The following is a 26,346-nucleotide window of genomic DNA, read 5'->3' as shown; positions in this document are numbered from 1 at the left end:
TGGCCTTTTTTATTATTTGAATTCCTTATGGAAAAGGTGATATGTCTGTCAGTGTTTTAAGACTCTCGAGTTTACTTTTTATCGCAAGCTTAACGGTTGGGTGTTCAAGCGCGCCGGACGAAAGTGTTGACGATGATAACCTCGAAACCTCTGAATACGTCGAAGAGTCCCACCCCAATGATCCTTTTGAAGGTTTCAACCGAGCGATGTGGGATATCAACTACGAATATCTAGATCCTTACTTAGTTCGCCCTGTTTCCCTCGCTTATGTTGACTACACCCCTGTGCCAGTGCGTTCTGGTATCTCCAATTTCCTAGCCAACTTAGACGAACCATCAAGCATGGTGAATAACCTTATTATGGGCAATGGTGAAAAAGCACTCGACCATTTCAATCGTTTTTGGATTAACTCAACGATTGGTTTGTTAGGCTTAATCGATATTGCTAGCGAAGCTGGGATCACCAAGTACGATGATAAGTCGTTCTCTGATGCGATTGGTCATTACGGGGTAGGGAATGGTCCGTACTTCATGGTACCGGGTTATGGTCCACTAACAACTCGAGAAGTGACTGAAACCGTCGATGGTATGTATGTGCCTCTGTCGTTCTTGAATTTCTGGGCTAGCTTAGGCAAGTGGGCATTTGAAGGCATGGAAACACGTGCTCAGTTAGTATCACAAGAAGCGCTGTTGGATAGCTCTCCTGATCCATATGCATTAACGCGTGATGTTTACATTCAACGTCGTGATTTCAAAGCCGAGATTGAACCTGAAGAGGTCGACCTTGAAGAAGAAGATTTCATCGATGGTTATCTAGAAGATTACTAGAAACACGATTTAGAAAACCGATAAAAGACAGGCTCGATGTTGATGCAACATCGAGCCTTTTTAATATTTTCTACTTTTAGGGCGGTAGATTAGAAGCGGTAGTTCGCTTGGATGCCCACTAACCAGATGCTACCAGTCACTTCACCTTCGAAGTCACCACCAAATGGCGCAGAACTTGCGTCATCTTCAACCATTTTTGCGTCTTTCGCTAGGATGTAAGTGAAACCAGCGTCTAGTGTTAGTTGCTCAGACCATTGGTAGCCAGCACCAATACTCAACCAAGTGCGGTCTGTTTCCGGAATCGTCGCAGTACGGTGTTCATCGCTTACCGCTGAAGTGTCGTACGCAATACCAGAGCGCAGAGCTAACTTAGGTGTCATTTGGTAAGTTGTACCGATCGCAAAGCGGTAGTTGTCTTCCCAGTTCTCTTGCTTGATATCTTGAGTTCGAGCAGGACCGAATTCAGGGATGTCAGCTACTAGTTCTTCAAAGCTACTCCAATTAGTCCAGTTAACGCTCGCATGTACAGCGACTTTATCTGATAGTTGATGGAAGCTTGCAAGCTCGGCGGTTGCTGGCAATGCAAGTTGCATTGAGCCGTTATATTTTGACTTCACAGGAGTACCTAAAGCGCCAGCAACAGCATCAAAAGCGACACCATTTGCGTGGCCCTCAAGCGTTAGGTCTACTTCTGACTTGTAGGTAAAACCAAGGCGGTTGTTTTCATTGATCTGCCAAGCGGTACCAACTTGCCAGCCCCACGCTGTGTCATCACCTTCCATGTATTTTAAAGCTGTACCTTGAGGCATAGGAACTAGAGAGTTAACTGTAGATACCGCTCCAAAGCTACCTTCAGCCATGATGTAACGAATACCACCACCAATAGATACGCTTTCAAGTACTTGGTAAGCCGCGTTTAGGTTTAGCTCCATCGTAGTAACACTTGCTTCGTTACCGTGGTTTGCGCCACCAAAGTCTTTACCTAGGTCTGTTTCCATACCGTAGTTAGTGCCAGCAGCAAAGCCTAATGCGAACTTGTCGTTGTACTTATGAGAAACATAAAAGTTTGGGATTACTGCACTGTGCGCAAAATCGCTAGAATTTGACGAAGTAGATTGTCCCATCATGGACGTAGAAGTACCGTCGATATCGATGTTAGGGTCAACATAGATAGCACCAACAGAAACCTGAGTACCTTCTAGGTAAGTCAGCATGGCAGGGTTACGCCATTGTGCGTCTGCGCCGTCAGCCATTGCAGCTTCACCAGCGTATGCGCGGCCAAGGCCTGTTGCTGAGTATTCTGCTAGTTGAAAACCTGCCGCGTGAGTGACGGTAGAAGTCGAAAGTAGTCCAACTGCCACTGCAGCAGATAGAAGAGTCTTATTCATTTTCATTATTATGTTCGCTGAATCATAAGTATTTAGTGGCGTGATTCTACGTTTAGAGTCATTACTTTAAAAATGAAATTCGAATAAAACAGTGTTTTAGGGATTTAATGAGTAAATGTGTTTAATTATTAGAGAAATAATCTAAATGTTTCTGCTGTGTTGCGAAGTTTGAGCGTACACTTGTAGTCATATATTGACCTTGCAGGCTACAGTTGTAAGCTTAAATTGATGTAGGTCAATGGTTTAGGTAATAAAAAAGGGTCGCATTATGCGACCCTTTGGAGATTACTTATTAGCTTATATTAGAAGCTACGGCTGTACTGCAGACCCAGTAGGATTGCATCAGCATGTGTCGTACCAGTAATTGATGAAAGGTATTGTGGTTGACCTGGTGCACCAAAGAATGGGTTTTCAGTCTTCTCTTCTACGTCAACATCATCACCCATTAGGTAAGTGAAACCAAAGTCGATGTTCGACTTTTCGTCTAGGTGATATGTGAAGCCTGCAGAGAACCATTGACGATCTGAGTCTGGAACTGAAATTGAAGTTAGCTCATCCTGTGCGCTTGTGTCGTACATGTAACCCGCACGTAATGTCCAAGTTTGGTTTAGGTAGTATGTACCACCGATGGCATAGTGCATACCGTTTTGCCATTCGTAGTCATTCAATACGCCAGCATCTTTAGCTTCTAGCTTGTCAAAAGAGCTCCAGCCGATCCATTGAACAGAGTAGTGTACTGCAAATTTTGTATCTTCAATGCGGTGGTAACCAGAGAACTCAAGAAGATCTGGTAAAGGCATGTACAACGTGTCGTCTTTGTACTCAGTACCTAAGTAAGAGATATCGCCTTCAGCTTCTAGCTTCGGAGAGTAATGATAAGCTAGACCGAAACGGTTGTTCTTATCTAGCTCAAATACGGTACCTAAGTTAAAGCCTAGAGCCCAACCATCTGCATCGACATTTAAAGCATCGCCTTGCATGCCCAGAGGGTTTGGTCGCTGAAGCTCGCCTTTTCCGTAAATTAGGTCAAGGCCAGCACCAAAGCTCCATTGTTCGTTCAGACGGTATGAACCAGCAAGGCCAAAGTTAACACTTTGTACATCTGTTAGACCGCCATACTCGTTACCAGCGTAATCTGAAGAGAACTCAGTTTTAGTGCCGAAGTTAGAGTAAGCGTTGATACCCCATGCAAACTTGTCATTAACAGGAACAATAAGGTGGATGTTTGGAGCGATAGAAGTATCACCAGCATCATCGTAGTTTGCATTTGAAGACAAAGGAGAAGAAACTCCACCTGGATTGTAGCTAGCGTCTTTAACTTCAATCATAGAAGTGATGCTTTCAAAACCAAGAGATAGTTCAGTTTTGTCAAACAGTGCCATTGCTGCAGGGTTACGTGCCATTACTGACGCGTTATCTGCGATTACTGCATCACCAGCGAAAGCACGGCCGATGCCGGTTGCTGATTGTGCGTTAAGTTGGAAACCTGCTGCCATCGCTTGCGAAGACGCCAGTGTAATTGTTACTGCTAAAAGAGACTTTTTAAACAGACGCGTGTTGTTGGTAGTCATTCATTTATTCCTTTATATATCCGCCTCTACAGGGCGATTAATTTGAGCAATTGCTCAATGGTGGCTGATCCTATTCGCAAGTATACGATATACAAATCCGACCATTGGGAATTTTGAGTGGAAAATTATGGAAATGACGCCTATCTGGCACGAAAATGGTGCGAAATGCTGATTTTTAGAGTTTTAACTCTAGAGGTATTGATGGTGTGAATGGTTTTCTGATTTATTTATAAATAAAGCCCAGCGATATCAGTAATATAATTGCTGGGCCTTTTGTGACGGGGCTTTAAGAGTGAATTAGCTCATTGGTTTGATCATTTTTGTCAGCTTTTCAGCGATTTTGGAAACATCCTCACCATTTTCACCAACCAGGATTAAGCTGCTGCCATCGACGGGTGTTACCGAGCCGGACATGCCTTTTTCATCAAAGTCGATAGACTTGTCAGTCGGAATTCCAGTTAAAAACAGAGTGACCTTGCCTTTTGCGCCTTGGAAGACCATATGTACCGCGTTGGATTTACCAAAGCCACAGTGGTTTAGGTAATAAACGTGGTAAGGGAAAGCGTCATCAAACTGAAAAGCAAATGGATTCATTTTTGCATTGATCTGCTGCGATGTGACCTGTTCATCGATGTTACTAACAAAGCTCTTCTCATCAACAACATGCTTCATCGCCGTATCAACTAAACTCGCTTGCGCAGGTGAAACGAATGCATTTCCCCAATTCACTTGGCCAACTAATAAACCAGCAACAAACGCCACCGAGGCAGCCATTGCCATTGCTCGTCTCGCAAACGTAGGCCTTACTATTTTGCTCTCTTCGCTTGAGGTCTGATTGAACAGAATACGATCAGCAAGATCGTCTGGCACATCCACATTCATTGCAGAGTGGATCTGTTTATCAAGCGCTAGTACATCGTCTAAGAAGTTACTATTGGCTTCGCTATTCGCGGTCGCATCAACAATATCTTGTGTACGTTGTTTAGGTTCCGACAATACACGACGACGAAATTCCAAATCATCCATTATGTTGCCCCCTCTCTGCCTCTTCTGTATCCAACAGCTCTTTCAACTGATTTCGAGCTCTGAATAAACGTGTCATCACCGTGTTTTTGTTGAGATCGAGAATATCGGCAATCTCATCACCACTAAAACCACCAATCACTTGCAAGAAGAGAGGTTCACGGTAATCAATTTCAAGTTTCATGATCTGGGCTTGCAACCACTGATGCTGATGGTGCGGGTCATCACTGACACTAGCATCGTTACCGTGATCGTCGATATCAACCAGATCAAACTGTTTGCGTTCAAAACGTCGAGCGTTCTCGCGTCTCAAGATGGTAATCAGCCAAGATTTAGCGGCTTTTTCATCTTGAAGGCTATCGAGTGACTTCCATGCACGAAGGCAAGTTTCTTGAACTAAGTCTTCGGCAATGCTTTTGTCTTTGCATAACCAATAGGCGTAGCGAAAGAGGTCACGATGATAGGCACGCACGAGTGCTTCGTATTTTCTTTGTTTGTCCATATCAGAGTTGACCGGACGCTTGGCTGTTTTCTTTCCAAATATTTTTATTATTGACACACGAGCCTCCATAATTGCTCTGCGTATAGCTGTCCTCTATACGTTGTGCTTCGTTTTTTATATTTTTAGAGCTAACGATCGGCAGGAAATCGTAAAATCACATTAAAATTGATCTACTTCAAAATTTAAGGCCTCGAACCCGTTATAGTACACCTTGTCGTCTAGTTAGTCATTCGTGGCTAGCATGTTGAGCAAGACGACACTTCCTTTTGAAGGCTGACTTTACTTTCTCCTAATCAGGAAACTGATTATTTCAATTGGCGCTAAGTTAATTGCTTTATATACATTCCGACCACACAGCTTTGTGTGGTTTTTTTTTGCCTCAAGAAAACCATTCCCTACACAGCGATAACAGTCTTTGCTTACAATAGTTTAGTCTCTTACGACAACCTTTCCCCCAAAAAGGTTCGCCTGAATGTGCAGTTATATTTTCAAACAGTGAGATACTCGTATCACGTTTATTTAAACGCTCGTTTGATTTAATTAACAACTTCTTTACAATGCTTCAGGTCAGACCTCTTAACTTTAAGGAGAAACCATGGGCAAACAGGAAGTCAAAACGCGTTCTGGAGAACGTGTTGCCGTTGTCGCTGGATTACGAACCCCATTTGCTCGTCAGAGCACAGAATTTAGCCAAGTGCCTGCGGTTGACCTAGGCAAAATGGTTGTGAGCGAAATGCTTGCAAGAACGGATGTTGATCCTGCGCTTATCGAACAAGTTGTGTTCGGCCAAGTCGTGCAAATGCCAGAAGCGCCGAACATTGCGCGTGAAATCGTGTTGGGCACCGGCATGGACATCAATACCGATGCCTACAGTGTGACACGAGCATGTGCAACCAGCTTCCAAGCGGCAGTTAACGTGACCGAAAGCATTATGGCTGGCACGATTGATGTCGGTATTGCGGGCGGTGCGGACTCTTCTTCTGTATTGCCTATCGGTGTTTCGAAAAAGTTAGCGGCAAATCTATTAGCGCTGAGTAAAACGAAAACTATGGGTCAAAAGCTGAAGATTCTTAAAACGCTTTCCGTAAAAGATTTGATGCCAGTACCACCTGCAGTTGCAGAGTACTCGACTGGTTTATCCATGGGACAAACGGCTGAGCAAATGGCTAAGACGCATGGTATTACTCGCGAAGCTCAAGACGCACTTGCTCACCGTTCTCACTCTTTGGCTTCTCAAGCATGGAAAGAAGGCAAGATTAAAGACGAAGTGATGACGGCATTCCCGGCGCCTTACAAAAAGTATCTAGCGGAAGACAACAACATTCGCCACGACTCAACGGTTGAAGGTTACGCCAAGCTACGTCCTGCTTTTGATAGAAAATACGGCAGTGTAACGGCAGCCAATGCTACGCCTCTTACCGATGGCGGTGCAGCAGTGATGTTGATGCGCGAAGGTAAAGCGAAAGAACTAGGCTTAGAAGTGCTTGGTTATATTCGTGGTTATGCGTTCTCAGCGATTGGTGTTGAAACAGATATGCTGATGGGCCCGACTTACGCGACCTCACAAGTATTAAAGAACACCGGTTTAGAGTTGTCAGACCTAACACTGATCGAAATGCACGAAGCATTCGCTGCCCAAGTTTTGGCTAACGTGAAAATGTTCGCAAGCGATGAGTTTGCACAGAAGAATCTTGGCCGCGATAAAGCGATCGGTGAGATTGATATGGAGAAGTTCAACGTGCTGGGTAGCTCGATTGCTTACGGACATCCGTTTGCAGCGACTGGCGCACGCATGATGACTCAAACATTACGTGAACTGAAACGTCGCGGTGGCGGCTTGGCACTGAACACAGCGTGTGCGGCTGGTGGTTTAGGTGCAGCAATGATCTTGGAGGTAGAATAATGTCTACGACTCTTGATGCAACAACAGAAAAAGAAACAGTCGCTCAACCAGATTCAACCTCTGCGACTGAATCAACCAAAAAGAAAGCGACAGCATTTACTCTCAATATCGATGAGCAAGATATTGCTTGGTTAGCGATTGATGTACCAAACGAGAAAATGAACACGCTGCAAGCGGCTTTTGCTGAAGAAATGAAGGCCATCTTCGAGCAACTCAAAGAAAAGCAAAGCCGAGTTAAGGGCCTAATCGTTCATTCTCTTAAGCCAGATAACTTTATCGCTGGTGCTGATGTAAGAATGCTTGATGCGTGTAAAACGGCTGACGAAGCACAGTCTCTGGCTCGCCAAGGGCAGGAGATGTTCCAAACGCTTTCTGAACTACCGTACCCAGTAGTCGCAGCGATTCACGGCCCATGTTTAGGTGGTGGTTTAGAGCTTGCACTGGCGTGTGATTACCGTGTATGTACCGATTCAGATAAGACTCGCGTTGGTCTGCCAGAAGTACAGTTAGGTCTGTTACCAGGCTCTGGCGGTACACAGCGTCTGCCTCGCCTTATCGGTTTGCTGCCATCTCTTGACCTAATCCTAACGGGCAAGCAACTGCGCGCTAAGAAAGCGAAATCGCTCGGTGTTGTGGATGCTTGTGTGCCTGAAACTATCCTGCTTGAAGTCGCTAAAAGCTTTGTTGAAAAGAATACGGGCAGTAAAAAAGGGAAGCGTCTTGCGTCGAAAAGCCAAGCGTCGACCAAAGAAAAGCTGATTTCACGTAACGGCCTTGGTCGTAAAGTGATTTTTGAACAAGCTTCTAAGAAGACTAATCAGAAAACACGCGGAAATTACCCAGCAGCGGATGCGATTCTAGACGTGATTCGTTATGGCCTTGAGAACGGCTTTGACAAAGGTCTTCAGTATGAAGCGAAGCGTTTCTCTGAACTGGTAATGACTTCAGAATCTAAAGCCCTTCGTTCGATTTTCTTTGCTACTACGGAAATGAAAAAAGAACACGGCGCAGACGCAGAACCAAAAGCGGTTAAGCGTGTTGGTGTGCTGGGCGGTGGTCTTATGGGCGCAGGCATCAGCCATGTCAGTGTTGCTAAGGCGAAAGTGCCTGTACGCATTAAAGACGTATCAAATGAAGGTGTACTGAACGCGCTTAACTACAACTTCAAGTTGTTCGATAAGCAGCGTAAGCGTCGCATTCTGAGCCGAGCGGGCCTTGAAAGTAAGATGCTTCAACTGTCTGGTGGTATCGACTTTACGAGCTTTAATCACACCGATGTGGTGATTGAAGCGGTATTTGAAGACCTCGACCTTAAGCAGTCAATGGTTGCGGACATCGAAGCCAATGCCAAGCCAGAGACTATTTTCGCGACGAATACGTCTTCATTGCCGATCCATAAGATTGCGGAGAAGGCGCAGCGACCAGAAAACGTGGTCGGTCTTCACTACTTCAGCCCAGCCGAAAAAATGCCGCTAGTAGAAGTTATCCCTCATGAAACTACGTCAGAAGAGACGATTTCTACGGTTGTTGCATTAGCGAAGAAGCAAGGTAAAACGCCGATTGTTGTGAAAGACACGGCTGGTTTTTATGTGAACCGTATTCTTGCTCCGTACATGAACGAAGCAGCGCATTTACTGCTAGCGAACGAGCCGATTGAAAAGCTCGACAGCACGTTATTGGACTTCGGTTTCCCGGTTGGTCCTATCACTTTATTAGATGAGGTGGGTGTTGATATCGGTGCGAAGATCATTCCGATTTTAGTGAATGAGCTTGGCGATCGTTTCCAAGGTCCTGATGTGTTCGATATTCTTTTGAATGACAATCGTAAAGGCCGCAAGAGTGGTAAAGGTTTCTACACTTACAAAGGCAAGAAGAAGGAAGTGGATAAGTCAGTTTACAAGCTGCTTAAGCTGCAACCAGATCCTAAGTTGAGCGATAACGATATCGCGATGCGCTGTGTGTTACCTATGCTAAACGAAGCGGTTCGTTGTCTAGACGACGGCATTATCCGCAGCCCTCGTGATGGTGATATCGGTGCGATTTTCGGTATCGGTTTCCCGCCATTCCTAGGTGGTCCGTTCCGTTATATGGATCAAATCGGCATTAAGTCACTGGTTGAGATGATGAACGATTTCGCTAAGAAGTACGGTGACCGTTTCGCGCCATGTGATGGCCTACTGACACGTGCTGGATTGGGTGAGTCTTTCTACAAGTAACTCTCTAACTCATTGATTAAGAAGCCCGTATCAAGCAATTGATGCGGGCTTTTCTGTTTTATGAACGAGTGTGAAAGGAATGAGATTCCCGACTCAGTCGTTCCTCCTTCTCGGGAATGATGATTGAGAGATAAAAAGTAAGTTATTGCGTTGATTAGAAAGGTGGTCAAACACACGTCAATCAAAACTACCGTCATCTCCTAAAGCGACGAAGGAGCGTAATAGGAGATCTGCTTTTGGGCTGCATCCAATAAAAAAGGTTGATGCTTTCACATCAACCTTATGATTTTCATTCCAGCTTTATCAGCCTAGCTCAGTATCTTTCGGGCGTAACTGAAACTCATCAATAGAGCCAATTTCAACACCTGCTGACAGCTTCTCTTCCTCATTATGAGCATTACCGTGAGCATGCATAATCAGGCGATTTGCCGTGCGTGGTTTTAGCTGGCTAACCACAAAACGCATCATGTCAGAGCGAGTTAACCCCTTAAGGTCTTCTAATACGCGCTCTCTCTGGTTGAACTCAACATCCTTATTGCCTATCGCAACCCATAAGCGCTGAGCTCGTCCTCGCAAAGTCGTATCTGGTGTCGAAATCTGATTCCAGAGACCGCGTTTACTGCTGTGCCATTGGTAGTCATTAAGCTCAAACAACACCATATAAAAGGCATTGAGGAACTCATCTATTGAGGCTAACAAGTCAGCAGGGGCTGCATTTGGTGATTGCACGTACAACACAATACCTGGGTGTCGGTTTAGTGGCATATTGCCGGTACCGACCATGTAACCTAGCTGCTGCTTGGTTCGTATCTCATGGAAGAAAGTGGCCGACATCAAATGGTTTGCCAATGAATACAGCGCGATATTTTTAGGTGAAATATCAGGGCATTGGTAATAAACCACAATTGCTGAATCATCTTGGTTACACACCACTTCACGTTGGAAGCTGCCGTTTTCACCGAGCATGATGAGCGGACGTAGTGATTCTTCGTAAGCCTGATCTTGAACACGCAGTGCATCTTTTAGCGTTTCAGCCATCTTGTGTGCATCGGCTTTTTTCCAGTCGCCATACACAAACATCTCAACATGAAGTTCCGCCAAGATTGCTTGAACAAAAGAGGAGAGCTCATCGACCTCTATCGTTTCTAGGGCTTCAATTAACACGGAATAAGGCGGGTTATTTGGTTGAAGTATCCCAGTCATTGCATTAAACAACTGCGAAATAGGGCGATCTTGCGACGCGTTGTTCCAGTTTCTGAGCAATTGATGCTTGATGGTTTCGAAGCGTGTTGGACTAAAGTCGCGTGCTTGGAAACGTTCAAGAATCATATTGAGCAGTTGTGGCTGTTTCTCGCTAAACCCGGACAGAGTGAGCGTTACACCGCCCTGATGGGTGTACATGTTGTAGCCCATTCCGGCGATTTCAGCCTGATACGTATCTTTTTCGAGTGAGTCTAAGAACATCTCTACGCACAAGCGTGTTTTAACGATATTTCTTGGGCTAGCAACTGAGTGCGGGCTATCGATAGCGACATACACCACACCTTTAGGAACTCGAAATTGATGGTCTTGCAGGTGCCACAGCTTAAAGCCGTCGAGCTCTTCTAACAGTTGTGGGAACTTAGCGTCACCTTCCAGTTCAGTCGGGTCTAGATCGTAGCAAATAAACGGGTTTTTGCTTGGGAGTTCAAACTGCCAACCGGGGTTAATGCACGTAAAGCATTGAACTTGTTCAGCGCTAAAAGGTGTGACCGAGTAGGGAGTAAAGTACCACTTCGCTTCCCTGTCATACTCGAATCCCTGAGCAACAATGGTCGCTCGCATGTTGTCTACGGTTAAGTAAGGCAGCAAAGAACGCTGTAATTCGTCATCGAAATGCGACATTTTGTAATCGCCATACACCACATCTTGCTCTTGGTAGTGCTGCATGTTGATGACGAGGTGGCTGACGACATCAAGCGGTCTTGCTGGCTCTTGAAAGCGGAAAGCAGACTCTAAAACGGCGCGTTTTTCTAGGTAGCGCCACTCTTCTATGCCTTGTTGTTCGACTAACTTGATGTACTGAAATATCGCTTGGATGATGTTATCGGTTTTGGTTAAACCTTCTATGGTCAATGAGCAACTGACTGTGAAATCACGGTAGTTACTGCCACTCGCGCCACCACCTGCAGAGAGAGATGTTATCCAGCCTTTCTCTTTGAGTTGCATCATCAAACTGCCTTCACCTTCGTAACCTAAAAGGTGGGCAAAGAACGACAAAGGCTTAACGCCGTAGTGTTCGTCCATGCTTGGCATCGGGAAGGTTAAGATCAGTTTGCGCACTTCTTTAATCGGCTCAACGCGGACTTGTACACCCGTACTTAACTCGCCGACAATCGGAACTTCAACCTTTTTGCCTTGTAGGTTGTGATTGGTGATTGAGCTAAAGCGATCCTCAACCCAGCTTTGCATCTCATCTAACGACTGATTGCCAGACAGTGTCAGTGTCATCAAGTCAGCAGAGTATTGTTGCTGGTGGAAAGCCAAGATCTCTTGTCGAATCGTCTCGCCGTTTCTGTCACCCAACGTATCGATATTACCGACAGAAAACTTCGAGAATGGGTGATTGTGATTCACCAGTTCTTTGGTAACTTGGTACAAGCGTCGTGAGTCGTCGTTGAGTTTCATCTTGTATTCGGAGTCAACGGCTTGGCGTTCTTTGTCTAACGCTTCTTCGTTGAAAAGGGGAGCGGTAAAAAATTGGCTGAAGCGATCTAGTGCGGTTTCAAAGGCATTCAATTCAACATCAAAAAAGAAGCAGGTGTGCTCTGTTCCTGTCCAAGCGTTGTTGCTACCGCCATGCTGGCTGATAAAACTTTGGAACTCTCCGACCTTTGGATACTTTTCAGTTCCCAAAAATAGCATATGCTCTAAGTAGTGAGCTAAACCCTCTCGGTCTGTAGGGTCATCAAAATGCCCCACATTGACGGCTAATGCGGCTGCTGCTTTTTGAGCATTTTGATCCTGAACTAACAGTACACGTAACCCGTTATTTAAGGTTATGTAGCGGTATTGATGTTCATCATTTGGGCTTAAGTGCACAGGAGCATCTCCAGAGAAGGTGGTTTTTAAATTATGTACCCGATGATTCGGCGTGCAAACCTTGTGATCATATTTTGGGATATGAAGTGCTTTTTGGCGATTTCTAAATCACTTTTATCGATTTTTATCAGTAATTTATTTTCTTTTAACAAGATTGTTAAGAAAGTCGAACTCTTTGGCAAGTGACTTGATATAATTATTTATATTGACTGCGGTTTCTCTGGATTGAGAGCCAAACCTAAGTAGCGTTTCGCTGATATATGGGATATATCGACTTTCGACATGTTACGAAGACAGGATTGAACATGAAAATATTCATTATGCGCCACGGTGAAGCAGAACATTTTGCCAACTCGGATGCAGAAAGAGCGTTGACCAAGCGCGGGAAAATGGCTTCTCTTGCCGTGGCACAAGCTGCAAATGAGCAGGGGATTAGTCAATTCGATAAAGTGCTGGTGAGCCCATATTTAAGGGCACAAGAAACGTGGTTAGAGATCTCTCAGGCGTTTTCTGGAAAGAAAGTAGAAACCTGTGATGATATTACGCCTTATGGAATGTCCGACGATGTGTTTGATTTGACCTTAGCAATGGCTGAAGTAGAAAAACTAGAGACCATTTTATTTGTTTCTCATTTACCTCTAGTGGGCTACCTAACTGCAGAGTTTGCAACAGGCATGGCGCCGCCTATGTTTCCCACTTCGGGCCTAGCGTGTATCGACTTCAACCTTGAGACACAAAAAGGTGAGTTGCTTTGGAACATCAATCCATAAGCTCGTTGAGCTCTGTTTGATGACAAAGTTGCAGACAATTAGAAAGGGCATCTCAATATGATTGGGATGCCCTTTGTTGTTTTTTGGTGAGAGAGAGTTTGTTAACCAGAATTACTTCTCAGGAACCGAAAGCAAGACTAACAGCGCGCCATTGCCGCCAAACTCTAACGGCGCTTGGTGGAAAGCCATCACGTCTGGGTGCTGTGCTAACCACAAAGGCACCTTCTGTTTAAGGATGTGTTTACCGATACCGTGTTGAACACAGGCACACGCCACGCTCTCTTTCACGCAGTGCGCAATCATCGCGCCAAGCTCACGTTTGGCTTCTTGTTGAGTCATACCATGCATATCGAGATACACGTCAGGCACGTAGACACCACGACGGAGGCGCTTGACCTCATATTTAGAGACATCATCACGCGCATAACGCGTCGGACCGTCTTCGCTAAGATGCGGAATGAACTCATCCGAGAAATAAAACTCGCTATCACTCGCTTGTCTTGCCGTTCGAGTAATTTCTTTTTGCTTGGCATTTCTTTTTGGCTGCTGGACTATGGTATCCTGTTGCAACTTTTTAACGCCCTTTACTGCATCGTTGAACAGGGCGAAATCGTCATCGAAGTCGGTGTCTTTTTTGCTCATCAGGTTATGAATTCTAATTAGAAACGTAATTAGCAGTATTGTAGCGCTTTTCGGAGACAATTTTGGATAAGATTTTTGTAGAAGAAGCGGTATCAGAACTACACACGCTTCAAGATGTGATTCGTTGGACTGTTAGCCGCTTTAACGCAGCGGGCCTATTTTATGGTCACGGCACTGATAACGCGTGGGATGAGGCAGTACAACTTATCTTACCTACTCTTTATCTGCCGATTGATGTTCCTTCGCATGTGATGAGCTCTCGTCTAACGAGCAGCGAACGTCTACGTATTGTTGAGCGCGTAATCAAGCGTATTAATGATCGTACACCAACGGCTTACCTAACCAACAAAGCTTGGTTCTGTGGTCTTGAGTTCTTCGTTGATGAGCGCGTTCTTGTGCCTCGTTCTCCAATTGGTGAGCTGATCGAAGCTCAATTCCAACCTTGGTTAACTGAAGAGCCAACTCGCATCATGGATATGTGTACGGGTAGTGGTTGTATCGCTATTGCTTGTGCTCACGCATTCCCAGACGCTGAAGTAGATGCGATTGATATCTCTACTGACGCATTGCAAGTTGCAGAGCAGAACGTTCAAGATCACGGCATGGAGCAGCAAGTGTTCCCAATCCGTTCAGATCTTTTCCGTGATTTGCCAAAAGAGAAATACAACCTGATCGTATCTAACCCACCTTACGTGGACGAAGAAGATATGAACAGCCTGCCAGATGAGTTTACTCACGAGCCAGAACTTGGCCTAGCAGCGGGTACAGACGGTCTGAAATTGGTTCGTCGCATCTTAGCTAATGCACCAGACTACCTAACTGACGACGGTATTCTTATCTGTGAAGTTGGTAACTCAATGGTTCATATGATGGATCAGTACCCAGAGATTCCATTCACTTGGATTGAATTCTCTAACGGTGGTCATGGCGTATTCATGATCACTCGTGAGCAGCTTGTTGCTTGCGCTGATGAGTTCTCTATCTACAAAGACTAGGTTTCAATTATTAGGTTAGTGCCCCTATCTTAGGGCTGTAAGCTTAGAACCTGACATCTAGTAAGACGTTCGATTTGAAACGTTTTTATTTAAACGCCATGCAGCAATGCATGGCGTTTTTTATTGCCTAGATTAAAGATGTTTGCATTTATATCGAAGACGTTAAGCGCAATATTTAGTTGATTAATATGAGGGCTTATTACATATTGGTGTTTAATATTTAGTCGTTTTAGTGAGTTAAGGAGGATTCACGATGAGCTTTGATACATGGATTTATTATTTATTAGCGGTGCTAATTTTAACGGCATCACCAGGCCCAAGTTCTTTATTGTGCATGACCAAAGGTGTGCAATCTGGCTTTAAATTATCGATATTTACTGCCTTGGGGAGCTTAACTGCGATTACTGGTATTTTAACTTTATCGTTTACCGGGCTAGGGGTAATTATTGCTTCGTCTGAAGTGGTATTTAATGTCATAAAATGGACTGGTGCAGCTTATCTGATCTTCCTCGGTTGGAAGTCTCTGCGCTCTAGCCAACAAGATTATGACAAGTTATCGGATCAACAAGGCGGTGCTCAATCTGTCAAAGAAAGCGCTGCGCAGCATTACTTAAGTGGCTTTATTGTTGGCGCGAGTAACCCCAAAGCTATCTTGTTTTTTACTGCACTTTTCCCACAGTTTATTGATCCCTCAATTGCGCTATTACCACAGTTTACCGTGTTTGCTTTTACCTTCGCAGTGATGGAATTGTCTTGGTTATTGGTGTATGCCTACTTGGGGGCGAAGTCGTCAAATTGGTTGTTTGCGAAAGGTCGAGCCAAGGTCTTTAATCGTGTCACTGGAGGTGTCTTTATTGGGGCTGGCGCACTGCTTTCGACGACCAGTCGAGCATAACTTTCTGTTTTATCAGAGAGGTGAATGGTTACAGAATATTCTTGATGCTGTCATAAAAGGTTAATATTAATGTGCTTGCTGCTTTTGGCGAAAAGCCGATATATTGTAGTTACACCATCACGTTCTCAAGGAGAGACATATGCAGCATCAAGAAATGATTCAACACAGTAACTTTGGCGTAATCAGTCGTACTTGGATTTTCTCTACCCTTTCTCTAGTAGGTATTCTTGCTCTAATGTAGTCAGCTTCATGGCTCTATAGTTTTAGTTTTTATTATGAAATCACTTGTTAAAAAGTCTTCAAAGTCAGAACTCTTTCTCTTATAAATGTGGCTTTTCTCATCAGGCTAGCCACTTAACTTTTTCTTAGTCATCTTCTTCTAGCAAGCATCCCCCAGTAATTTACTCCTAGTCACCACTTTCTTCTTGTGGAATGGTTTATCACCTTACCTCTATAAACAAGCGCCATCGCACTTCTGAAGTTGTTACGAAACTGTGATAATCTTAAGTTATCTTTTATCTACAGTGTATCTCTCATGTCTGTCTGGGATTCTATTTCATTTAACAATCGATTTACTGCATTACCTCGACTGTTCTATACCCCAATTCAACCTACGCCGCTCAGCAATGTCCAATGGCTCGCATGGAACCATAAGCTTGCGGATGAACTCGGTTTTTTGTCATTTGATGATGCTTCCGAGGAATTGCTTGAAACGTTATCTGGCAATGTTGAACCTGAGCAGTTTTCGCCTGTAGCAATGAAATACGCAGGCCACCAGTTTGGTTCTTATAACCCGGATTTAGGTGATGGAAGAGGGCTGTTATTAGCTCAAATTGTCGCGAAAAGTGGCGAAACGTTCGATTTACACCTTAAAGGTGCCGGTAAAACGCCCTATTCACGTATGGGCGATGGACGCGCTGTTATTCGATCAACCGTTCGTGAGTACTTATGTAGCGAAGCGATGGCAGGGCTCAATATCCCAACCACTCGCGCGTTGGCTATGATGACCAGCGACACACCGGTATATCGAGAGAAGCAAGAGTGGGGCGCATTGTTGGTGCGTGCTGCCGAATCACACATCCGTTTCGGTCACTTTGAACATCTGTTTTATACCAATCAGTTGGCTGAGCATAAGTTGCTGGCCGATAAAGTCATTGAATGGCACTTCCCTGAGTGTCTCGATGAAGAGAAACCCTACGCTGCTATGTTTAATCAGATTGTTGACCGTACCGCGGAGATGATTGCGTTGTGGCAAGCGAATGGTTTTGCTCATGGCGTGATGAACACCGATAACATGTCGATCATCGGGCAAACTTTCGATTATGGTCCGTTCGCGTTTCTTGATGAATATGACCCAAGATTGATCTGTAATCACTCGGATTACCAAGGTCGTTATGCTTTTAACCAGCAGCCAAGAATAGGGCTTTGGAACCTGTCGGCACTGGCTCACTCACTTTCTCCGCTGGTGGATAAGGCCGACTTAGAGGCGGCTTTAGAGCAGTACGAACCGCAAATGAACGGTTACTTTAGTCAGATGATGCGTCGTAAGTTGGGGCTACTTTCGAAACAAGAAGGCGACAGTCGTTTGTTTGAATCTATGTTCGAGCTGATGTCGCAAAACAAAGTCGACTACCCAAGGTTCTTTAGAACGCTATCGAACCTAGACACCTTGTCGCCACAAGAAGTGATTGATCTGATAATTGATCGAGAGGCAGCAAAACTGTGGGTAGATAACTACTTACAACGCTGCGAATTGGAAGATAGCTCAGTGGTCGAGCGCTGCGAAAATATGAGACAGGTAAACCCGAAATACATCCTCAGAAACTACCTAGCTCAGCTAGCGATAGACAAAGCAGAGCGCGGTGATAGCAGCGATATTGACGCTTTGATGGTGGTACTGGCAGACCCTTATGCGGAACACCCGGATTATGAATACCTTGCGGCTCTACCTCCTGAGTGGGGTAAAGCCATGGAGATCAGCTGCTCTTCATAACCAACCAATAGCGGATTAAGCCCTAAAGATTCAGATAGAGGTCACTAAGTTGTGATCTTTATCTGTTTGTTCTTCTAACTTTACAAACATGTCAATAATCAAACAATCGGCCAGCCTATACACTATGTGAATAAGTTGTAAATTTAATAGGTTTGGGCGATGCCAACAAATACTCGAATTCTCGTGGTGGATGATGATCAAGAAATCCGCGAGCTGCTGGAAGAGTACCTCACAAAATCTGGTTTCGATGTTTCTTCTGTGGGAGATGGTGTTGAACTAGAAGCTCATCTGCAAAACCAAGGTTATCCAGATCTGATTCTGCTTGATGTGATGCTACCCGGTGACGATGGTTTTACCTTGTGTCAACGCGTCCGTAAGCAATCGAATGTGCCTATCATCATGCTGACTGCCGTATCGGATGAAACCGACCAAATTATCGGCTTAGAAATTGGTGCTGATGATTACATTGCCAAGCCGTTTAGCCCTCGTCAGTTAATGGCGCGTATCAAAGCGTTGTTGCGCCGCGTTCAAGTGGTGGATGACAAGACAAGTGATGCATTGCCAAAACAGATTGTTTTTGGTGATTGGACGCTTGATACGTTAGCGCATCGAATTTCCCACAATGAAAACTCGGAAGAGATGGATTTGTCGGGCAGTGATTTTTCTCTGTTGATGTTGTTCTTAACTCGCCCTAACGAAGTTCTCGACCGTGACACTATCTCATTCGCGACCAGAGGCCGTGAAGCGTTGCCTTTTGAGCGAGGCATTGATGTGCAGCTTAGTCGTCTGAGAAGCCGATTGGGCGACAGTGGCAAGTATCCTCACTACATCAAAACCATGCGCGGTAATGGCTATATCCTCGCTGTGCCTGTTCAGTATGAACACTGATAATCAAGTGATGTTAATGAGCACCTCGGCAATGAAGTATTTCCTATGAACGGGTTGAGTCGGTTAAAGCCAAACTCTTTGGTTGCCAGAACATTGTTACTGACCTTGTTAGCTGTGGTGATAGCTCAAGGTATCGCAACGTCTATTTGGTATAGCGAATCCAAACACAAAGAACTGGAGGGGATTCGTTCTGCCTCTTCAAGCATGGCCAATATGTTTGCCTCGACGGTGACTTTCTTCCAGTCTCTGCCCGTTAAATATCGCCATATCGTGTTGGATCAAATCCGCAATATGGGCGGTACGCGCTTCTTCGTTTCTTTCAATAAAGAGGCGTTGATTGTCGAACCGATCCCTGATACCCGTTTAAAAACCGCCTCGATTGAAGCGATAGAAAGTGTTTTGAGTAGCAAGCTCAATAAAGTCGAATCAGTGCGGGTTGATTTCTCTCGCCCTGAACATCTTCGTTTGCTTAAAAATGACATCTACTTGAGCGATCTCCCACGATCGTGGGCACATCATACTTTAACCTTAGAACCTCTTAACCCTCCTATTCTGGTTGTTCAGATAGAATTAGCCAGTCATGAATGGGTGTATATCGCCGCGTTGTTGCCTGCGCCTTACGTCAAACTCGACGATACGATTCTCGGCAGAGAGCAGGTGATCTTCTTAGTTTCCTCGACCCTCATTCTTTTGGTTTTGACTTACTTGATGATTCGTCGGCAAGTACGCCCTCTTAAAAAATTAGCAAGAGCGGCCAATGAGATGAGTATGGATATTCAGCAGCCGCCACTTAACGAAGAGGGGGCTACTGAGCTGGTGACGGCGACCCGAGCGTTTAATCGAATGCAGCAACGGATTCGTCGCTATGTTGCCGACCGTGAGCACCTTTTCTCTGCAATCTCACATGATTTAAAGACACCAATAACACGGCTTAGATTGCGTGCAGAGTTGTTGGAGAGTGAAGTAAAGAAAGACAAATTCAACAAAGATCTCGATGAGCTTGAGATGATGGTTAAAGGTGCTTTGCAAGCGGTAAGAGACACCGATCTACACGAGAATAATGCCATTATTGACCTCAACGAAATGGTACTTGCAGTGATTGAATCTCATAACCAGTATCAGACAAAGGTTGAGTTCGAGCCGGTCGTCATTGAGCCATTGGTCGCTAAACCACTGGCGATAAAGCGTGTACTCACCAACTTAATCGACAACGCGGTTAAGTATGGTTCCTCAGCAGTTGTTGAAATCAGCGGTGATGATCTTTGGGTGGTCGTGACCATTCAAGACCGTGGTCTCGGTATTCCAGAAGACAAGCTAGAGTTAGTTTTTGAACCTTACTTTAGGTTAGCAACGGATGACCAAGGACACGGACTTGGCCTCGGGATCTGCCGAAATATCCTGCACGGACACGGCGGAGATCTCATTATTCGCAACTCCTCTCAAGGCGGCTTAGAAGCCAAAGTCTATATCCCAACAGGCTTAGAAGTGTAATGTAACAATTGTGTTACATAGGGCTTACCTTTTGTTTCAATCTTATCAATCAGAATAAGTAGACTCTTTATTGAACCGGACGTCGAGTCCGCTAAAACATGGAAGATAATAATGAAAATCAATAAAACCCTACTTACTCTATCTCTTCTTGCTGCCTCAACATTTTCTCAAGCTGGTGAAGTGGAAGTGCTTCACTGGTGGACTGCCGGTGGCGAAGCGAAATCCGCAGCGGTACTGAAAGAGATGATTGAAGAACAAGGCCATACTTGGAAAGATTTTGCTGTTGCTGGCGGCGGCGGTGAAAGTGCGATGACTGTTTTGAAAACTCGAGCAGTATCGGGCAATCCTCCATCTGCCGCGCAGATTAAAGGTCATGATATTCAGGAGTGGGGTGGTTTAGGTTTTCTAACGTCTCTCGATGCGACTGCTAAACAGGAACAATGGGATGAACTACTACCAGAAGTAGTGACTAAAGTGATGAAGTGGGATGGCGAATATGTGGCAGTTCCTGTCAACGTTCACCGTGTTAACTGGCTTTGGGCTAACCCTGTTGTTTTAGAAAAATCAGGCGTGACGGTTCCAACTACGTTAGATGAGTTCTTTGTTGCTGCAGACAAGATTAAAGCGGCTGGCTTCATTCCACTGGCTCACGGTGGTCAACCTTGGCAAGACGCAACCGTATTCGAAGCGGTGGCTCTTGATGTTCTAGGCAGTGAAGATTACAACAAAGCGTTCGTTGATCTTGATATGGACGTATTATCTGGCGACAAGATGGTGGAAGTGTTCACCAAGTTCAAAAAGATGCGTGACTACATCGACAGCAACTCTCCAGGTCGTGATTGGAACGTCGCAACTTCAATGGTTATCAATGGCGAAGCCGCGATGCAAATCATGGGCGATTGGGCGAAAGGTGAGTTTACTGCGGCAGGCAAAGTGCCGGGTAAAGATTACATCTGTGCACCAGCTCCAGGTACTGACGGCCAATTTACCTTCAACATCGATAGCTTTGCGTTCTTTGAGTTAAGTGACAAAGAGAACCAAAAAGCGCAGCAAGACCTAGCGAAAACCATTCTTACTAAAGATTTCCAAGAAGTCTTCAACCTTAACAAAGGTTCTATCCCTGTACGTCTAGATATGGATATGTCTAAGTTTGACCAATGTGCGTTGGACTCAATGGCAACCTTCAAAGCGAGTGCTGAATCTGGCGATCTTGTTCCGAGTATGGCTCACGGCCTAGCGACAACAAGCTACGCTCAAGGCGCGATTTACGACGTGGTAACCAACTTCTTCAACGAAAAAGATGCCGATCCAAAACAAGCGGCGGCTAAGTTAGCGAAAGCTGTGAAAGCGGCTATCTAATATAACTTGATAAGCGACACACAACGCACGTGAGTGACGGGTTGTGTTGCTTTACCAAACCCCCAGGGTGGGTAGGCTCGTAGGGAGCCTATCTGCTCTTCACTCCCAATTCTAATATGCGTGATGCTGATGTGGTGCCGAAAGGTAAGCCATTGGCTCGATTGTGCAACAAGGATAAGTTATGGAGCATGTTTTGACTCAGTCGACTCCAAAACCCACAAGGAGCCAGCCTGCACCGAAACCGAGTTTTGCTGACAGGTTGCAACATTGGTTACCTAAAATTGTGCTGGCGCCAACTGCGTTAGTGACCGTGGTGTGTATCTACGGTTATATATTTTGGACGGCCGCACTGTCGTTCACCAACTCTCGATTTCTTCCGAGCTTCAACTTCGTTGGTTTAACCCAATATGAAAAGCTGATGGATAACGATCGTTGGATCACCTCTATCACCAACCTCGGTGTGTTTGGTTTTCTATTCATGGCGATTGCTATCTTGCTAGGTGTTGGTTTAGCGGTATTACTTGACCAGAACATCCGTCAAGAAGGCGCGATTCGTACTATCTATCTCTACCCAATGGCGTTGTCATTCATCGTGACGGGTACGGCTTGGAAATGGATTCTCAATCCGGGGCTTGGCATTGAAAAACTGATGCAAGATTGGGGCTTTACCGACTTCAAATTCGATTGGTTAGTCGACTCTGAAATGTCGGTCTATACCTTGGTTATCGCAGCACTTTGGCAGTCGTCAGGCTTCGTGATGGCGATGTTCTTAGCCGGCCTTCGTGGCATTGATTCTTCAATCATCAAAGCGGCTCAAATTGATGGGGCAAGCTTACCCACTATTTATCTGAAAATCATTCTACCTTGCTTGCGCCCTGTGGTTTTCAGCGCGGTGATCATCACCTCACACATTGCGATTAAGAGTTTCGACCTTGTGACCGCGATGACAGCGGGTGGCCCAGGTTATTCATCGGATCTTCCTGCGCTATTCATGTACGCACACTCATTTACGCGTGGACAAATCGGCCTTGGTGCTGCCAGTGCCATGATGATGCTTGCTGGTATCTTAGCGATTCTCGTGCCTTATCTTTACTCTGAACTTAGGGAGAAAAAGTCATGATGAATAACATCAATTTTGCTCGAATCTTTATTTATTCAGCACTGCTTTTCTTCTGCTTGGTGTATCTAATGCCATTGTTTGTCATGGCGCTGACCTCATTCAAAACTCTGCCAGACATCAAGGCAGGTAACTTGATGAGCTTACCGAAAGAGTGGGTGTTTGATGCTTGGTATAAAGCGTGGGACACCGCCTGTACGGGCGTGAAATGTGAAGGCATCAAAGGCTACTTCTGGAACTCGTTCCAAATGGTGATTCCTGCGGTTGCGATTTCAACATTGCTCGGTGCATTCAATGGTTATGTAGTGACGAAATGGCAATTCAGAGGCTCGAATCTGTTCTTCAGCTTACTGTTGTTTGGTTGCTTCATTCCGTTCCAAGTGGTGCTACTACCAATGGCAACCATGCTCGGCAAGATGGGGCTAGCGAACACAACCATCGGCTTGGTGATTGTGCACGTTATCTACGGCATGGCGTTTACAACTCTGTTTTTCCGTAACTTCTACATCTCGATTCCGGATGAATTGATCAAAGCAGCAAAACTGGATGGTGCAGGCTTCTTTACCATTTTCTTCAAGATCTTATTACCGATCTCTACGCCTATCATCATGGTGACGGTGATCTGGCAGTTCACCGCAATCTGGAACGATTTCTTGTTCGGGGTGGTGTATTCCGGCTCAGAGACTCAGCCAATCACCGTAGCATTAAATAACTTAGTCAACACCAGCACGGGCGTTAAAGAATACAACGTTGATATGGCTGCCGCGATCATCGCCGCGCTGCCAACGCTGTTGGTGTATGTCTTCGCAGGAAAATATTTTGTTCGTGGCCTAACGGCAGGATCAGTAAAAGGATAATTACCCATGGCAACATTAGATTTAAAACAGATCCGTAAAACCTATCGCAACGCGGACAACGAAACGTTAAAGGGCATCGACATCAGTATCGATTCGGGGGAGTTCTTGATACTTGTCGGCCCTTCGGGGTGTGGAAAATCCACCCTAATGAACACCATTGCTGGGCTAGAAAATATTAGCTCGGGTGAAATCGTGATTGATGGTGTTGACGTGGCCCAGGTTGAACCTAAAGACCGCGACATCGCGATGGTATTCCAGTCGTACGCACTTTACCCAAACATGACGGTACGCGGCAATATCGCCTTCGGTTTAAAGATTCGTAAGATGCCACAGGACGAGATCGATGCAGAGGTGAATCGTGTCGCTGAAATGCTGCAAATCGAGCAACTGCTTGATCGTAAACCATCGCAGCTATCTGGTGGTCAGCGTCAACGTGTCGCTATGGGGCGCGCTTTGGCGCGTCGTCCTAAGCTGTATCTGTTCGATGAGCCGCTTTCTAACTTGGATGCCAAGCTACGTGTCGAGATGCGACACCAGATCAAACGTCTGCACCAAAAGCTGAACACCACCATTGTCTACGTGACCCATGACCAAATCGAGGCGATGACCTTGGCTGACCGTATTGCGGTGATGAAAGATGGTGAACTGCAGCAACTCGGTACGCCGCAAGAGATCTACACCAAGCCAAATAACATGTTCGTGGCGGGCTTTATGGGTTCACCATCTATGAACTTCATTAAGACCATGGTGGATTTGGATGATGAGCAGAATCCGATCATCAAAGTAACGGGTACAGCTGAGCAAGAGCACCACATTCGATTACCACAAAGCATGCGTGAGCAAGATGGCAAAGAAGTGGTGATTGGCCTGCGCCCTGAACATATTACCGAGCAGGAAAGTGAAGATGTGTCGGCAACGACCAAGCTAGACTTGCAGTTAGAAGTGCTAGAACCAACAGGGCCAGATACGATTGCGATGGTGAAAGTGAACGACCAAGAAGTGGCATGTCGCTTGTCGCCAGAATTTGAAGTGTCAGTTGGGCAAATGGCGCCGCTGCATTTTGATTTATCAAAGGCGGTATTCTTTGATGCTCAGACTGAAGCGAGAATTGATTTTTAGTTTTTGAGACAGTAGCTCAATGAGAGTCTAAGCTTAAACAAAGGCAGTATCACTAACTTATAATAAGTAACGTGATGCTGTCTTTTTTGTGTTTTAGCCTGTTTTATTTCCTCACGAAAACAGAGGGATAAACGAGATAAATGGATTAACTGCAATAATATCGCTAATTAGCCTCCGTTAGCTCTATAAAGCTGACCGAGAACAGCGTAGGATCGCGCTACTTTAGACCAAATACTAGGTTGCACATTAGTGCATAAACAGAAGAATACATGAAACTAACAGCAAAACCCTCAGCTAGTAACGCTTTACTTATTTCTATTACGACACCGGACTTCAAAGGTGACGAAGCAAAAGAGTCTCTTGCCGAACTTGCTCGCTTAGTAACAACCCTAGGGTTTAAAGTGGTCGGTACACAATCACAGCACCACAGTTCAACACAACGACAAAACGTGTTGGGCGCAGGTAAGCTTGCAGAAATTGCACACTTAACCGGTTACCAAGGTTCGATTGAAGAAGCCGAAGATGAAGATTTTATCGATGAGTCTTTTGATTTTCGTGCTGGTATCGATGAGTTAGATTTTGATGATCTTCCATCTGAAGACGTGGAGTTTGGTACTGCTGACGTAGTGGTATTCGACTGTGATTTGAGCCCATCTCAACTGCGTAATGTAGAAGCTCACTTGGGTGTCGAGGTGTTTGACCGTACTGGTATCATCATTGAGATCTTCAGCCGTCATGCTCGTACTCGTACCGCACGTCTGCAAGTTGAAATCGCTCGACTAAACTACCTAGTACCTCGACTGCGTGAGACGGCCGACGGTGATAAAGAGCGTCAAATGGGTCAGGGTGCAGGTGAAACTTCACTAGAGCTAGACCGCCGTAAAGTACGTGACCAAATTGCTGCACTTAAGCGTGAGCTGGTTAGCGTACAAGACGAAATGAAGAACCGACGCACTCAGCGTTCGGAGCTTTTCACTGTTGCTCTAGTTGGTTACACCAACGCGGGTAAATCTTCGATGATGCGTGCAATGACCGCAACAGAAGTGAGTGGTGAAGACAAGCTATTCGCGACCTTAGATACCACGGTGCGTGCGCTTCAACCAATTACTCAGCCGCGTATTCTGGTTTCGGATACAGTGGGTTTCATCAAGAAACTGCCACACGATCTTGTTGCCTCATTCCACTCAACGCTAGCAGAAGCGCATGATGCTTCATTGCTGCTTTATGTGGTTGATGCTTCTGACGTTTCATTCCGCGCACAGCTTGAGGTGGTACATGAAGTACTAGCGCAAGTGGGCGTTGAAGGCAGCGAAAAGCTATTAGTACTGAACAAGTGCGATAGATTGAGCGAAGAGGAACAGTTAGAGCTGATCGAAGAATTCCCAGATGCGATGCTAACGTCAACTCGTGACCCGTTAGATATCACCAAGCTGCACAAGTACATTGTAGGTGTTGCTGAACAAGGCATGATCGAAGAAGAGATCACGATTCCTTATTCTGGACAAGGCATCATCGGTGAGATTCGCTCAAACATGAGTGTGGTGAAGGAAGAATACGACTACGAATGCATCAAGCTTACTGTACGCTCAAGTGCAATTGATTTAGCGCGCTTGAAAAAGCGTATGCAGAAGTCTTAATTTTGTAGCGAGCCTGGCAAGAACAACCAAAAGAAAAGCGACCCGATAAGGTTAATGCCGATCGTTTAAGAA

20 protein-coding genes are annotated in these 26,346 nt (G+C 45.3%); 14 read left to right on the top strand and 6 right to left on the bottom strand.

Annotated elements, in window-relative coordinates; all coding sequences use genetic code 11:
- Nucleotides 1-41 precede the first annotated feature (41 nt).
- Nucleotides 42-827: a VacJ family lipoprotein gene (locus AB4384_RS17745; RefSeq protein WP_137001523.1), complete on the top strand. Its 786-nt coding sequence runs from the start codon at nucleotides 42-44 to the stop codon at nucleotides 825-827.
- Nucleotides 828-916: 89 nt separating this feature from the next.
- On the opposite strand, the gene AB4384_RS17740 is transcribed toward AB4384_RS17745, so the two are convergent.
- The 4 genes from AB4384_RS17740 to AB4384_RS17725 form a co-directional block, all read right to left on the bottom strand.
- Nucleotides 917-2,221 (bottom strand): outer membrane protein transport protein, encoded by a 1,305-nt coding sequence (locus AB4384_RS17740; protein ID WP_017068971.1) that lies wholly within the window; start codon nucleotides 2,219-2,221, stop codon nucleotides 917-919.
- A gap of 296 nt (nucleotides 2,222-2,517) precedes the next feature.
- Nucleotides 2,518-3,786 (bottom strand): outer membrane protein transport protein, encoded by a 1,269-nt coding sequence (locus tag AB4384_RS17735; protein ID WP_102332826.1) that lies wholly within the window; start codon nucleotides 3,784-3,786, stop codon nucleotides 2,518-2,520.
- A 297-nt stretch (nucleotides 3,787-4,083) separates the two neighbouring features.
- The gene (locus tag AB4384_RS17730) at nucleotides 4,084-4,812 is read right to left on the bottom strand and encodes a DUF3379 domain-containing protein (RefSeq protein WP_372129886.1); all 729 of its coding nucleotides are present in this window, start codon (nucleotides 4,810-4,812) and stop codon (nucleotides 4,084-4,086) included.
- Entirely contained in the window at nucleotides 4,805-5,380 is a 576-nt protein-coding gene (locus AB4384_RS17725) for a sigma-70 family RNA polymerase sigma factor (protein ID WP_372129885.1), read from the bottom strand. Before AB4384_RS17725 ends, AB4384_RS17730 begins: the two co-directional genes overlap by 8 nt.
- A gap of 526 nt (nucleotides 5,381-5,906) precedes the next feature.
- On the opposite strand from AB4384_RS17725, the gene fadI reads away from it, so the two are divergent.
- Both fadI and fadJ read left to right on the top strand, forming a co-directional pair.
- A complete protein-coding gene (fadI, locus tag AB4384_RS17720; protein WP_048607862.1) occupies nucleotides 5,907-7,214 on the top strand; it encodes an acetyl-CoA C-acyltransferase FadI in 1,308 nt (435 codons plus the stop codon).
- Nucleotides 7,214-9,430, top strand: coding sequence for a fatty acid oxidation complex subunit alpha FadJ (fadJ, locus tag AB4384_RS17715; protein WP_102332825.1), 2,217 nt, complete (start codon nucleotides 7,214-7,216; stop codon nucleotides 9,428-9,430). The genes fadI and fadJ overlap by 1 nt, the downstream gene beginning before the upstream one ends.
- A gap of 303 nt (nucleotides 9,431-9,733) precedes the next feature.
- Here the strand turns inward: fadJ and AB4384_RS17710 are convergent, their stop codons facing one another.
- Nucleotides 9,734-12,511 (bottom strand): insulinase family protein, encoded by a 2,778-nt coding sequence (locus tag AB4384_RS17710; RefSeq protein WP_372129884.1) that lies wholly within the window; start codon nucleotides 12,509-12,511, stop codon nucleotides 9,734-9,736.
- Between the two features lie 305 nt (nucleotides 12,512-12,816).
- Between AB4384_RS17710 and sixA the strand changes: the two genes are divergently transcribed.
- The gene (gene sixA / locus AB4384_RS17705) at nucleotides 12,817-13,281 is read left to right on the top strand and encodes a phosphohistidine phosphatase SixA (RefSeq protein WP_017064097.1); all 465 of its coding nucleotides are present in this window, start codon (nucleotides 12,817-12,819) and stop codon (nucleotides 13,279-13,281) included.
- Between the two features lie 111 nt (nucleotides 13,282-13,392).
- On the opposite strand, the gene smrB is transcribed toward sixA, so the two are convergent.
- A complete protein-coding gene (gene smrB / locus AB4384_RS17700; protein WP_017064096.1) occupies nucleotides 13,393-13,923 on the bottom strand; it encodes an endonuclease SmrB in 531 nt (176 codons plus the stop codon).
- A gap of 62 nt (nucleotides 13,924-13,985) precedes the next feature.
- Here smrB and prmB point away from each other — a divergent pair, with 62 nt between their 5' ends.
- The 10 genes from prmB (at nucleotide 13,986) to hflX (ending at nucleotide 26,274) form a co-directional block, all read left to right on the top strand.
- Entirely contained in the window at nucleotides 13,986-14,918 is a 933-nt protein-coding gene (gene prmB / locus AB4384_RS17695; protein ID WP_372118485.1) for a 50S ribosomal protein L3 N(5)-glutamine methyltransferase, read from the top strand.
- 253 nt (nucleotides 14,919-15,171) lie between these two features.
- Nucleotides 15,172-15,813, top strand: a complete 642-nt coding sequence (locus tag AB4384_RS17690) for a LysE family translocator (protein WP_017060639.1) — start codon at nucleotides 15,172-15,174, stop codon at nucleotides 15,811-15,813.
- 535 nt (nucleotides 15,814-16,348) lie between these two features.
- On the top strand, nucleotides 16,349-17,806 hold the full coding sequence (locus AB4384_RS17685; RefSeq protein ID WP_065583674.1) for a protein adenylyltransferase SelO: 1,458 nt from the start codon (nucleotides 16,349-16,351) through the stop codon (nucleotides 17,804-17,806).
- A 159-nt stretch (nucleotides 17,807-17,965) separates the two neighbouring features.
- On the top strand, nucleotides 17,966-18,694 hold the full coding sequence (locus tag AB4384_RS17680) for a response regulator (protein WP_017060637.1): 729 nt from the start codon (nucleotides 17,966-17,968) through the stop codon (nucleotides 18,692-18,694).
- 45 nt (nucleotides 18,695-18,739) lie between these two features.
- A complete protein-coding gene (locus tag AB4384_RS17675; RefSeq protein ID WP_372102702.1) occupies nucleotides 18,740-20,185 on the top strand; it encodes an ATP-binding protein in 1,446 nt (481 codons plus the stop codon).
- Nucleotides 20,186-20,296: 111 nt separating this feature from the next.
- A complete protein-coding gene (locus tag AB4384_RS17670; protein ID WP_004736057.1) occupies nucleotides 20,297-21,544 on the top strand; it encodes an ABC transporter substrate-binding protein in 1,248 nt (415 codons plus the stop codon).
- A 181-nt stretch (nucleotides 21,545-21,725) separates the two neighbouring features.
- The gene (locus tag AB4384_RS17665; RefSeq protein WP_372129883.1) at nucleotides 21,726-22,664 is read left to right on the top strand and encodes a carbohydrate ABC transporter permease; all 939 of its coding nucleotides are present in this window, start codon (nucleotides 21,726-21,728) and stop codon (nucleotides 22,662-22,664) included.
- On the top strand, nucleotides 22,661-23,518 hold the full coding sequence (locus tag AB4384_RS17660; RefSeq protein ID WP_009848502.1) for a carbohydrate ABC transporter permease: 858 nt from the start codon (nucleotides 22,661-22,663) through the stop codon (nucleotides 23,516-23,518). The genes AB4384_RS17665 and AB4384_RS17660 overlap by 4 nt, the downstream gene beginning before the upstream one ends.
- Nucleotides 23,519-23,524: 6 nt before the next feature.
- Nucleotides 23,525-24,637, top strand: a complete 1,113-nt coding sequence (locus AB4384_RS17655; protein WP_017066148.1) for an ABC transporter ATP-binding protein — start codon at nucleotides 23,525-23,527, stop codon at nucleotides 24,635-24,637.
- 269 nt (nucleotides 24,638-24,906) lie between these two features.
- A complete protein-coding gene (gene hflX / locus AB4384_RS17650) occupies nucleotides 24,907-26,274 on the top strand; it encodes a GTPase HflX (protein ID WP_229647704.1) in 1,368 nt (455 codons plus the stop codon).
- The last annotated feature ends 72 nt before the right edge of the window (nucleotides 26,275-26,346 follow it).

It is taken from the genome of Vibrio sp. 10N.261.51.A4, from assembly GCF_041471945.1.
Taxonomy (GTDB): Bacteria; Pseudomonadota; Gammaproteobacteria; order Enterobacterales; family Vibrionaceae; genus Vibrio; species Vibrio crassostreae_C.
This window is presented reverse-complemented; position numbering and strand designations above follow the sequence as displayed.